The organism is Sulfitobacter sp. F26204, from assembly GCF_026410305.1.
In the GTDB taxonomy this organism is placed as follows: Bacteria; Pseudomonadota; Alphaproteobacteria; order Rhodobacterales; family Rhodobacteraceae; genus Sulfitobacter.
Map to the genome: position 1 here is coordinate 191,735 of NZ_JAPMLQ010000003.1, position 12,051 is coordinate 203,785.

Below are 12,051 nucleotides of genomic sequence, written 5' to 3' on the forward strand. Positions count from 1 at the left end.
TGAGGCAAAGGAACTGCCTGTCAACCGCCCAAAGGCCCGAGTGTCATATTCTGGTACATCCCCCAGAGCGCAGTTATAAAAATCGCCACCATGCCGATCATCTGCGTGTAAATCCGGTGCCGGCTCAAACGTTTGTACAATACTTCACCTGTTGATTGTTCTTCCTGGATCAGGCGTGCCGTGGACAGGCTGAGCATACCAACCATCGAGAGCGGCAATGCCAGCAGGAACACGGCCTGGGCAAATTCCATGCCATAGACAAATCCCATCAGCACCAACATCGTCAGAAAGAAACAGGAAAAACCCGCAAGCCACAGCCCCGACACCTGCCCGATATAGAGCAGGCGGTTGACATTGATACGCACCATGTCTTCGAGGTCGATCTGCGCTTGATCTCCATGGCGTTTGGCTCGAAGGACCATGTCATAGGGCACACCCAGCACCCAATGGCTGGCTGTGGACCAGATAACGGCAAGCACGATCCAGAACCAAAGGTTCGAGAAAGAGCGCATGTCGATTACTTCAAAAAGGGTCTGATACCAGTCCACGTCATGCCTCGGATGCAGAATTGTGCCAGCCATAACCAAGGTTGCAAGCAATTCCTACCCTTGAGCACCCAGATTTTTCATGGGAAGACTTGCGATAAGCAAACTGAGGTATTTTTGCATGAACCCGATCCAAGCCGCCTTTCCAGCCGCCCGTCCGCGCAGGATCCGCGCCACTGCCGCGGTGCGCGCATTGGTGCGCGAAAACGAACTTGCCGTCGGAGATCTTATCTGGCCTGTCTTCGTGCGTTCCGGCGACGGGATCGAAGAGCCTGTGCCATCAATGCCCGGCGTCATGCGCCGTTCGGTAGACAAGGTGGTTGAAGCCGCAGCCGAAGCGGATGCGCTTGGCATTGGTGCCATGTGCATTTTTCCCTACACCGGGCTGGAAGAGCGCACCGAGGATTGCGCGGGCGCATGGGATCCGCATAACCATGCCAACCGCGCCATTGCGGCGATCAAGTCAAAGTTTCCCAATATGGCTGTGATGAGCGACGTGGCGCTTGATACCTACAACATCAACGGGCATGACGGCTTTGTCGAGGATGGCATCATCGTCAATGATCGCACGGTCGAGGCGTTGGTCAAGATGTCCCTGGCCCAGGCCGAAGCGGGCGTGGACATCATCGGCCCCTCCGACATGATGGATGGCCGCATCGCCGCGATCCGATCAGCATTAGAGGCAGGCGGCCATTGCGATGTGATGATCCTGAGCTACGCCGCCAAATATGCCTCGGCCTTTTATGGCCCGTTCCGCGATGCAGTGGGGGCGTCGGGCGCGTTGACGGGGGACAAGAAAACCTACCAGATGGACCCGGCCAATTCTGACGAAGCCTTGCGCCTCGTCGCGCGTGATCTGGCCGAAGGCGCAGATATGGTCATGGTCAAACCCGGCCTGCCCTATCTCGACATCTGCGGCCGCGTGAAAGAAACCTTTGGCGCCCCCACCTTCGCCTATCAGGTCTCCGGCGAATTCGCGATGATCAAGGCAGCGGCGCAAAACGGCTGGATCGACGAAGAGCGCGTGATGATGGAAAGCCTGATGGCCTTCAAACGCGCAGGCTGTGACGGGGTGCTCACCTATTTCGCACCGGCTGCGGCGAAATTGTTGAACGGGTAACCTTTGCTGTTTCCCGGCGCTCTGTTTGGTTCTATTGGTTTTTGGTCACCCATCCGCTTTTGCAGGCAAAAGGCTGATCAAATCGGTTCCGCCCCTGCGCCAGTGGCCTGCGGTACAGCGCAAAACCATCGTGACGCCCGTCGTCTTGCTCACCAGGGTAACGGCAATCTGCGCCAGCTCGGGTATAAAATTCGTGCAAAACAGCACCAATCCGCCCAAGTAACCAAACCCCATGACAAGTCGCAAGAAACCGCCTATAATTTCCGGTAAGTCGGACCAAACCGGCATCAGGCAACAATTACAGGCAGACAAGATGAGCAATCCGATTTTTTCGCGGCGCGCCTTTACCATGGGCGCCTTGGCCGCGGTCTCAGTCACCGCAGCATGTGGCAACGGCATCGGCGGACAAGGGTCACAAACCATTGATGCCCGCGTCCGCGCCACCCTCAATGAGATGTATCGCAGTTACCCGAACACCGTGCAACTGGCGCAAAAGGCCAATGGCATGCTGGTGATGCCTCTTGTGACCGAAGCAGGGCTTGGCCTCGGCGGTGCCTACGGGCGTGGTGCCCTGCTGATCAACGACACGACAGTTGACTACTATTCTGTGGCCAAGGCCTCGGGCGGCTTGCAGATCGGCGCCCAACAATATGCCCATGTGCTGTTCTTCATGACAGAAGACGCCCTGTCTGGGTTCCGCCGTTCCCCCGGTTGGGCGGCAGGTGCGGATCTGGAATATGTGATCTCGGACCGGGGCGACAGTGTCGAAGCGGCGACAACAACCGCTCTTGCCCCGGTGCTCGCAGCGGTCTTTGGCCGCGCCGGTCTGCGCGTCGGTGCCACTCTGGAAGGCACCAAATACACCCGCATCATTCCCTGAAAATCGCCTGCGTCGTGGTCCGGGGGTCGCGGCGCAGCGCTTCAAACTTCACCCCAACCACCGACCGCCGGACGGGATGCACCACCTCACATCCCGCCTCTCTCTTTTTGGCCTTATATACCGTCCGCACTCGCGTCCAGACGGCCTCCCGCAGCGTTCAACCCCAACGCCTTATCCCATCTTGCGCAACCGCTGGATCAGGCTCGACGTATCCCAGCGCCCGCCACCCATCTTCTGCACATCCTTGTAAAACTGATCCACCAGCGCGGTGACCGGCAGGCTTGCGCCAATCGCATCGCCGGTGTCCAGACAAATGCCCAGATCCTTGCGCATCCAGTCCACGGCAAAGCCGTGATCGAAATGATCCTCCAGCATGGTCTCATAGCGGTTGGCCATTTGCCATGATCCCGCAGCCCCTTGCGAAATCACCTCGACCACCGCCTTGCCGTCCAGACCGGCCTTTTGTGCAAAATGCAGGGCTTCGGAAAGTCCCTGCACCAGACCGGCAATCGCAATCTGGTTGCACATCTTGGTCATTTGCCCGGCACCGCTGTCACCAATACGGCGGCAAATCTTCGAATAGACCTCCATGACGGGCAAGGCGCGTACAAAGGCCCCTTCATCTCCGCCACACATGATGGAAAGCTGTCCGTTTTCGGCACCTGCCTGACCACCGGAAACAGGTGCATCGACAAAACTGATCTGTGCGTCATTGGCCGCTGCGTAAAGCTCTGAGGTGACAGCCGCTGATACAGTTGTATGATCGACAAAGACCGATCCCGCCGTCATTCCGGCAAATGCGCCATCCTGTCCCTGGCATACCGATCGCAGGTCGTCGTCATTGCCGACGCAGGCCATCACGAATTCCGCCCCTTGCGCCGCCTCTCGCGGCGTAGCCGCCTCGTTCCCACCATATTTGGCAACCCAGGCCTGCGCCTTGGCCGCGGTGCGGTTGTAAACCGTCACATCATGGCCCGCCTTTTGCAGGTGCCCGGCCATCGGCCCGCCCATAACCCCAAGTCCCAAAAACGCGAGCTTTGCCATCGTCCGTTCCCATCTGCTTTTACATATCATTAAGTTGCGTTATGCGAGGTCTTACCTACCACCCTGCGCCCGCCCGTCAATCCGCGCGCGCCGCTACCGGAGCGTCCAATGGCCCTGATTTTTCGCTGGCTCATCCGTATTGCTGCAACTCTTGTTGTTTTGAGTGTGTTAACGATCGGTCTGGTCTACTGGCTCGCGTCGCGATCCCTGCCCGACTACACCGATGATGTCACTGTGCGCGGGCTATCGGCCCCGGTCGAGATCGTGCGCGACAATGCCAATGTGCCGCATATTTTTGGCCAATCTGATGCGGAGGTGTTTTTTGGCCTCGGATATGCCCATGCTCAGGACCGCATGTGGCAAATGACAACCCTGCGCCGCACTGCCCAAGGACGCCTGAGCGAAATATTCGGCGCGTCAACACTTGAAATCGACCGTTTGATGCGCCGGCTCGACCTTTATGCATTGTCGGTGCAATCGGCAGAGAATCTGGACGCAAAAACCCGCGCTGCACTCGAAGCCTATTCTGCAGGGGTGAATGCAAGACTGGATCAGATCAACACCGAGGCCCTGGGCCGGGGTGCCCCGGAAATGCTGGTGTTCAATGCGCCGATGGCCCCCTGGCGGCCTGCGGATTCCGTCGCCATTACCAAGTTGATGGGGGTGCAATTGTCCGGCCATTTACAGGCCGAGGTCATCCGTGCCCGTACGTCCCTTGCTTTGGACGATCAGGACCGCCTAAGTGATATTTTACCTGATTTTCCCGGCGCGGGTGTCGCGGCCCTTCCAGAATATTCGTCGCTTTTCCCCGAGGTACGCCGTCACGCGGCCAATATTCCCCTGAACCCGCATCCGCTGTCACCGTTCAAGGATTTGGCGTTTGCAGGAGCGTCGAATGCCTGGGCTGCGGCACCATCCCGTTCTGCCTCTGGTGGCACGCTATTGGCCAATGATCCTCATCTTGGGTTTACCGCTCCCGCGATCTGGTACCTCGCACGATTGCAACTGAAATCGGGCGATGTGATCGGTGGTACAATTCCGGGCATGCCGGTGATCCTGACAGGGCGAAGTGACGCGCTGGGATGGGGGCTGACCTCTGCTTATCTGGACGATCAAGATGTCCATATCGAAGAGATCAACCCCGATAATGGTGAACAATATCGCAGTCTCGACGGTTTCAAAAATTTCATCTCTCGGCCGTCAATCATCACTGTCAAGGATGCTGATCCTGTGACATTGACCCTGCGTTGGACTGAAAATGGTCCCGTCTTGCCCGGCTCACATTACAATCTCGCCAGCATCACACCGCCCGGTCATGTTGTCTCTCTGAACTGGACGATCCTGTCGCCGCACGACACCTCATTGTCAGCGGCCATGGCGCTGATGGAGGCCAAATCCGTCGAAGAAGGTATCAAGGCAACTGAAACCTACATCGCCCCCGCGCAAAACCTGACGCTGGTAGATCATGAAAACATCGCAATGAAGATGATCGGGGCGATGCCGCGCCGCGATGCGGGTCACCAAAGCCAGGGGCGCATGCCCTCCCCTGGATGGATCGCAGCCAACCGCTGGCAGGGAATGTTGCCCTATTCCGCCAATCCTGAATTTGTTGCCCCTGCAGGGGGCATTCTTGGCAATACCAACAACAAGATTGTGGACCGGCCATTTCCCAATCATGTCTCTTTTGTCTGGGGCGACACTCAGCGCGTCCAGCGCTGGCAACGTCTGATGCAAAATCGTCAGGTCCATACCCGCGACAGCTTTATCGAAGCACAGCTTGATACCGTCAGCTTCACCGCGCGTTCACTGTTGCCGTTGATCGGGGCCGAACTCTGGTTCACAGGAGAAGCCGCCCCCGAGGGCACCGCGGAACGTCAGAGGCAGCGGGCCCTGATCCTTTTGGCGGGCTGGTCTGGTGAAATGAACGAACATATGCCAGAGCCGCTGATCTATGCGGCATGGCTGCGCAGTTTGCAGGAACGTCTGATCCAGGACGAGCTTGGTCCACTCGCAGAAGAGTTCGACCATGTAGAGCCACTGTTCATCGAACGGGTGTTTCGTGATGTAAACGGAGCGTCTGTCTGGTGCGATGTGCGGCAGTCGGCACGTGTTGAAGATTGTGCAGAAATGGCGCGTCTGGCATTGGATGATGCCCTGTTGTGGATCAATGAAACCTGGGGTCCCCAACTTGAAAGCCTGCGTTGGGGGGATGCCCATCAGGCGACGCATGATCATCAGGTACTGGGCGATGTGCCGATTTTAAGGTATTTTGTGAATATTCATCAGTCAACTTCCGGCGGCGATAACACGCTGTTGCGGGGCCGCACCAAAGGCAGCGGAAAAAACCCGTTTTATAATGTACATGGTGCCGGCTATCGCGGTGTCTACGATTTTGCGGATCCGGATTCGTCGGTTTTTGTGACCTCGACAGGCCAATCGGGACATTTCCTGTCGCGCCATTATGATGATTTGGCTCAGCTATGGCGCCGCGGCGAATATATTCCGATGTCGCTTGATGCAGACCTTGCAAGGGCGGCATCCGTGGGAGTGACCACTTTGCGACCGGCAGACTGATGGAGCGCGTTATCCTCTTTAACAAACCCTATGGGGTGTTGTCGCAGTTTACAGACAAGGGCACCGAAGGTTCCCCCCGCCCGACTCTGTCCACCTTCATCGACGTGCCCGGCTTTTATCCGGCCGGACGGTTGGACAAGGACAGCGAAGGATTGTTGTTGCTGACAGACAACGGTGCTTTACAGGCGCGGATCGCGCATCCGAAGTACAAACGACCAAAGACCTATCTCGTTCAGGTGGAAGGCACAGTAGACGAAGCTGCGTTGGACCCATTGCGCAAAGGAGTCGTGCTCAAGGATGGTAAGACCGCACCGGCAGAAATCACCCGTATTGATGTGCCGGACGGCCTATGGGAACGCGACCCGCCTGTGCGTTTTCGCAAGACTGTCCCTGACGCCTGGCTTAGGATCACTATCCGTGAAGGGCGCAATCGCCAAGTTCGCCGTATGACAGCTCATGTCGGATTGCCGACCCTGCGACTGATCCGGTACAGCATCGCCGGTTGGTCGTTGAACGATCTGCGACCGGGTGCCTGGCGTTGGGCCTCTGAAACCGGGGCTTAGACTGCCATCCTTGTTAGAGCTGTTGAAATTGCGCTTCCTGCTTGGCGGACCAGCGCACTGTCAGGTCAAACCCGTCATCGGTTTGTGCTTCCTTCAGCACAACATCCTGTGCAAACAGCCAGGCCCGTTTCTTGCCTTCGGCAAAAGTCAGTATCACTTCCGCCTCACGCACTGCGCCTTGCAACGCCTCGGCAACCAGCGCTTGTAACCGATCCAGGCCTTCGCCAGTGATCGCAGAAATCGCCATGACATCGTCGTTGCGCTCTGCACGCGCGCGCATGGCATCCGCCGCCTCTGCCGGCAGCAGGTCTATCTTGTTCCATATTTCATAGGATGGCGTGTCCTTGGACACACCCAGCGTTGTCATGATCTCGCGCACATCGTGGGCTTGTTCTTCGGTTTCGGCATGGCTTATGTCACGGACATGCAGGATAATGTCAGCGGCCAGAACCTCTTCCAAGGTGGCACGAAAGGCAGCAACCAGCTCTGTCGGAAGGTCCGAGATGAAACCAACGGTGTCAGACAGGATGATCTCAGGCCCGTCGGGCAAGACAAGGCTGCGCATTGTGGGGTCCAACGTCGCAAAAAGCATGTCCTTGGCCATCACATCCGCACCGGTCAATCTGTTGAACAGAGTAGATTTTCCCGCGTTGGTATAACCGACCAGAGCGACGATTGGATAGGGTACCTTGGCACGGGCTGCACGGTGCAGGCTTCGGGTTTTTACAACCTTGTCCAACTGACGGCGCAACCGCACCAATTGTTCATCAATCGCCCGGCGGTCAGATTCGATTTGCGTTTCGCCGGGACCGCCGACAAAACCAAGCCCCCCGCGCTGGCGTTCCAGGTGCGTCCAGGCCCGAACCAGACGCGTGCGCTGGTAGTTGAGCGCAGCCATTTCAACCTGCAAGACACCCTCTCGGGTCGCAGCACGATCGCTGAAAATTTCGAGGATCAAGCCGGTTCTGTCCAGCAGCTTCACGCCCCATGCTTTTTCAAGGTTGCGTTGCTGCACCGGGCTGACATGGCCATCGACCAGAACCAGTTCAACCTCGTTTTCTTCAAGCAGATCATGGACTTCATTGATCTTGCCCTTGCCAAACAATTTGCCTGCATCGACCTTGCGCAAGGGCACTATGTCGGCACCGACAACCTCAATCGCGGGTAAAGCCCGAGCGAGAGAGACCGCCTCCGCCAGGGCAGGTACAGGGTCGCGTCTGTCGGGATTGCTGCGGATGTCAGGATGCAGCACCCAAGCGCGCGTAATACGGGGACCGTCACTGTCGTCAATCTGAAAGGCCGCTTTGCTCAAGAAGCGTTTTCGCCCTCATATAAACTTATGGGTTGGCTTGGCATGATGGTGGAAATGGCATGTTTATAAACAAGCTGGGATTGGCCATCACGACGCAGCAATACGCAAAAATTATCAAACCAGGTGATCACACCCTGCAGTTTGACGCCATTGATCAGGAAGATCGTTACCGGTACCTTTGTTTTACGCACATGGTTCAGGAACGCATCCTGAAGGTTCTGTCTGTCAGACGCCATTGATGTTCTCGCTTCTTTTTTTCTTTCTGGCACCCGCGGACCGGGCTCCCCCATTTGCATGACTATGACGATGGGCGACGGGAGTTTCCAGCCCCAATGTCTACAATAAAGCTACTTTCGACGCCATTCAGTGTCAGGCTTGCAACATGCCTGATCACATCTACCGTATTACGCCCGCCATAAGTCTGGCGTCAAAAGCGCGATGATCGCCAGTGTTTCGAGACGCCCAAGCACCATTGCACAACTCAGGATGGCCTTGGCCACGGGGGTGAGCTCAATCAGTTTGATTGGCGCATCTGCTGCATATTGCGTCAGCGGGCCGGTTGTCGACAGGCTGGCGACGGATAGAACGAGGGCCTGTTCAAAACTGCTCCCTGTCAATGTCAAAAGCAGCATGATCGCAGCGAGTGACAGGGCAAACAGCATGAAGAATATCCACGCAATGAAGGCACCGTTGCTTTGCAACCGCCGCCGCGCCGCGCCTGCCCCGCTGACAGAGTTGGGGTGAACCAGTCGCTCCATCTCGCGGGTTCCGTTGACGTATAGCGCAAACACGCGCAACAGTTTGACACCACCCGCCGTGGTCGCAACACCGCCACCGGTCAAGGCCAGTCCCATCAGCACAAGCCCCGGTGTATTCAGCCCCGACCAGTCCTGTGCATCAATCCAGTGCTCCGACACAAAGCCAGTGGTTGTCAGAAACGACAGCACGGTAAAGGCAGAACCCCACAACGCATAAGCCGCATCAGACAGGTTTTCCATCGCGGCAACGTCGATGGCCCCCAGAAAATGGCGCACAAAGAGAAAAAGCGGCACAGCCAGAACGACGAATATCCCGATGCGGAATTCGGGATCGGTAGGCAATCCACCCTGAGTCGCAGTGATGGTATCTTTGGAAAAGGTCAGGCGCGACAGGGCAAAGAGCATGAACAACATCATCACCGCTTCGCCCGTCACTCCAATGTTGGCGTTTTCCACGCCTCCCACAGGGGAAATGCCCGAAGTCGCCATGACAGACATGGCATGACAGAGTGCAACCAAGGGATTGTCGCCGCCGCCCATCAACAACAGCCACAGTAACAGGGTCAGGCCTGCGTAAATTGGAAAAAGTGCGCGTGTCACGCGTAACACTCTCAGTCGGGCGGCCATGGGAGTCATGCGGTTTGTTTCGCTCATTTCACGCTGCCCTGGTTCAGCCTGTGCAGTTACTTCAAATCCGCCCAGGTGCAGCGGTGCCAAGATGGCCGAGGCAGCAACCCACATCAACAATCCGCCCATCCAGCCAACCTGCGCGCGCCACAGGTGCAGGGTGTTGCTCAGGCGTTCAGGGTCCTGAAACATCGTCGCGCCAGTGGTTGTCAGGGCGCTGACCATCTCAAAATAGACATTGATAAAACGCGTTGTGGGCAATGCCTCCACAAAGGGAACGGCAAAGTAAACCGGCAAGAATACAAAGGCGGAGAACAAGGAAAGAAGCGGTCCAAGCGCGCTGGGTTGATAGCGCCTGCCATTCATCACTGCCGCCAGCATGATAAACAGGATCAATCCCAACAACCCGGAATAGAAAAACGAACGCGACCCTTCGTGGTCACCGACAACAATGCCATATACCGAAGGCACCAGCATCGAAGCGGCGGCAATGCCGAACAGTTGCAAAAAAAATGGCAAATGCAACAGTTCGCGGCGCATATAGCTTTGTTTGCTCACCCCGTTGCCTCGCTCTTAGAAAAAGTCGATCGAGACTTGCAAAAGCTGCTCAACCCGCGGCACATCCTCGGCCAATGCAAAGACGGCGATGACGTCGCCTTCTTCAATACGGGTATTGCCCAGCGGGCGCACCACCTTGTCCCCTTTACGCATCATCCCCACCAGCACGCCTTCGGGGAAATCCACCTCGGCCACTGTCTTGCCTGCGATTGGCGAGGTTGACAATACTTCCGCCTCGATCACTTCGGCTTCGGCATCACCGATCGAATAAACTGCACGCACGCGGCCATGACGGATGTGGCGCAGGATCGATGAGACCGTCGTGGCACGGGGGTTGATGTAGGCGTCGATGCCCAGCGGCGTCATCAGCGGCACCAGCGTCGGATCATTGATCAGCGCAATCACATAAGGACACCCCTCCGCCTTGGCCCGGACACAGGCCAGCATATTGGTTTTGTCGTCATCGGTAATTGCAAGCATTGCATCAGCGCGCGCAATGCCCGCTTCGGCCAGGAGCGCCGCGTCGAGCCCGTCACCGTGCAACACGATGGTACGCTCCAGACCTTCTGCGGCGCGTTCCGCATGATAGCGGTTCTTTTCAATCATCTTGGTACGAATACGCCGTGCGTCCGTTTCCAAATGTTGCGCAACGGTCAAGCCTACATTGCCGCCCCCAACCAGGACGACACGTTCCTGTTTGGAGGTCTTCTTGCCAAAAATTTCCAGGGTGCGGGCAATATCGTCACGATGACTGAAGATGTAGCAATCATCACCGACAAACAATTGGTCCTTGGCTTCCGGGGTGAACAACGTGCCATCCCGACGCACGCCGACAACGACCGCCCGCAGCGTTGAAAACAGATCGGTCAACTGGCGCAAGGGGGTGTTCACGATCGGGCAATGTTCCTCGATGGTGATCCCCATCAGATGCGCCATCCCTTCCAGAAAAACCTCTGTGTCAAAAGACTGCGGCGCCGAGAGTCGTTGCAAGGCGGCGGCGGCCACTTCCTTTTCGGGGCTGATCACCACGTCGATCGGCATGTGATCGCGGCGGTACAGATCAGAATAGATGGCATCCAGATAGGATTGGCTGCGCAGGCGAGCGATCTTGCGATTAATGCCAAACACAGAATGAGCGACCTGGCAGGTCACCATGTTGACCTCATCCGAATGGGTCGCCGCGATGATCATTTCGGCGTCGCGCGCACCGGCCCGATCCAGAACATCCGGATAGCTGGCAAAGCCGGCGATCCCCTGCACATCAAGCGTATCAGTGGCGCGGCGCACAAGATCGGCGTTGCTGTCCACAACCGTGACATCGTTACGTTCGCCACTCAGATGGCGGGCAATCTGCCAACCGACCTGTCCTGCACCACAAATGATTACTTTCATACGCGGTCCCTTACGCTGAATTTGGTACGCGGTCCAAGCGGATTGACCGTTTTACGGCCTTGGGCTTGGGGGTATCGTTGGTTAGAGGGTATGTGCGCATTCAAGGCAAGGGTCAATTGCGTTGCACAAAGCCGCAATAAGCGACAATAATGACGACATGAAACATCTCAGGCTTTACCCTACCCTGCTGGCCGTGTTTGTGCTGGGCTGCGCCCCGCTTGAAACCTATTACAAGCCCGGCGCATCTGTTGCGATGCTCAACCGTGACACGACCGCCTGCGAGGTCAAAGCACTCAAGGATGTACCCGCATCGTTCCAGGTCCGGCGCCGTCCTGCGATCTTTGTGCCAGGCAACCGAAGTTGTGATGCGGCGGGAAATTGTACCGGTTATCAGGGGTATTACATTCCCGGAGGTGTCGAAAGTTACGATCCGAACCTCGCGCTGCGAGGCCGCGTTGAAAAACAATGCATGGCCGACAAAGGCTATGCGCCAGTGACGATCCCGCCCTGCCCTGACAGCGTTGCCAAAGCAGCGCCAACTGCTGCCACCTCCCGCCTGCCGAATTTGACAGGCAAGTCTTGCGTGATCCGCAATTCAGATGGCACCTTCCAAATCGTAACCCGTGGCTGAATAACGGCCCGAGGGCGCTTGAGGCCAGACCTGACGCGATTGGCGGG

11 protein-coding genes are annotated in these 12,051 nt (G+C 57.1%); 5 read left to right on the forward strand and 6 right to left on the reverse strand.

All coding sequences use genetic code 11. From position 1 onward, the window contains the following. Positions 1 to 20: 20 nt before the first annotated feature. The gene (locus OS190_RS09815; RefSeq protein ID WP_267158812.1) at positions 21 to 548 is read right to left on the reverse strand and encodes a component of SufBCD complex; all 528 of its coding nucleotides are present in this window, start codon (positions 546 to 548) and stop codon (positions 21 to 23) included. A 118-nt stretch (positions 549 to 666) separates the two neighbouring features. Here OS190_RS09815 and hemB point away from each other — a divergent pair, with 118 nt between their 5' ends. Together hemB and OS190_RS09825 are read left to right on the forward strand one after the other, a co-directional pair. Continuing rightward, complete coding sequence (gene hemB, locus OS190_RS09820) at positions 667 to 1,665, forward strand: porphobilinogen synthase (RefSeq protein ID WP_267158512.1); 999 nt, start codon at positions 667 to 669, stop codon at positions 1,663 to 1,665. Between the two features lie 313 nt (positions 1,666 to 1,978). Beyond that, positions 1,979 to 2,545 carry a lipid-binding SYLF domain-containing protein gene (locus OS190_RS09825; protein WP_267158513.1) on the forward strand — a complete coding sequence of 189 codons (567 nt, stop codon included), beginning with the start codon at positions 1,979 to 1,981 and terminating at the stop codon, positions 2,543 to 2,545. 171 nt (positions 2,546 to 2,716) lie between these two features. Here the strand turns inward: OS190_RS09825 and OS190_RS09830 are convergent, their stop codons facing one another. Next, positions 2,717 to 3,589 carry an NAD(P)-dependent oxidoreductase gene (locus tag OS190_RS09830; protein ID WP_267158514.1) on the reverse strand — a complete coding sequence of 291 codons (873 nt, stop codon included), beginning with the start codon at positions 3,587 to 3,589 and terminating at the stop codon, positions 2,717 to 2,719. Positions 3,590 to 3,697: 108 nt separating this feature from the next. Between OS190_RS09830 and OS190_RS09835 the strand changes: the two genes are divergently transcribed. Continuing rightward, complete coding sequence (locus OS190_RS09835; RefSeq protein WP_267158515.1) at positions 3,698 to 6,163, forward strand: penicillin acylase family protein; 2,466 nt, start codon at positions 3,698 to 3,700, stop codon at positions 6,161 to 6,163. Next, positions 6,163 to 6,726: a pseudouridine synthase gene (locus OS190_RS09840; protein ID WP_267158516.1), complete on the forward strand. Its 564-nt coding sequence runs from the start codon at positions 6,163 to 6,165 to the stop codon at positions 6,724 to 6,726. Before OS190_RS09835 ends, OS190_RS09840 begins: the two co-directional genes overlap by 1 nt. A gap of 13 nt (positions 6,727 to 6,739) precedes the next feature. Here the strand turns inward: OS190_RS09840 and hflX are convergent, their stop codons facing one another. The 4 genes from hflX to trkA all read right to left on the reverse strand — a co-directional run bounded on the left by hflX (position 6,740) and on the right by trkA (position 11,373). Continuing rightward, entirely contained in the window at positions 6,740 to 8,038 is a 1,299-nt protein-coding gene (gene hflX / locus OS190_RS09845; RefSeq protein WP_267158517.1) for a GTPase HflX, read from the reverse strand. Continuing rightward, positions 8,035 to 8,274, reverse strand: coding sequence for an RNA chaperone Hfq (gene hfq / locus OS190_RS09850; protein ID WP_267158813.1), 240 nt, complete (start codon positions 8,272 to 8,274; stop codon positions 8,035 to 8,037). Before hfq ends, hflX begins: the two co-directional genes overlap by 4 nt. Before the next feature lie 168 nt (positions 8,275 to 8,442). Next, complete coding sequence (locus OS190_RS09855; protein ID WP_267158814.1) at positions 8,443 to 9,963, reverse strand: TrkH family potassium uptake protein; 1,521 nt, start codon at positions 9,961 to 9,963, stop codon at positions 8,443 to 8,445. A gap of 33 nt (positions 9,964 to 9,996) precedes the next feature. Continuing rightward, positions 9,997 to 11,373: a Trk system potassium transporter TrkA gene (gene trkA / locus OS190_RS09860; RefSeq protein WP_267158518.1), complete on the reverse strand. Its 1,377-nt coding sequence runs from the start codon at positions 11,371 to 11,373 to the stop codon at positions 9,997 to 9,999. A gap of 157 nt (positions 11,374 to 11,530) precedes the next feature. Between trkA and OS190_RS09865 the strand changes: the two genes are divergently transcribed. Continuing rightward, positions 11,531 to 12,004 (forward strand): hypothetical protein, encoded by a 474-nt coding sequence (locus OS190_RS09865; protein WP_267158519.1) that lies wholly within the window; start codon positions 11,531 to 11,533, stop codon positions 12,002 to 12,004. Positions 12,005 to 12,051: the final 47 nt, after the last annotated feature.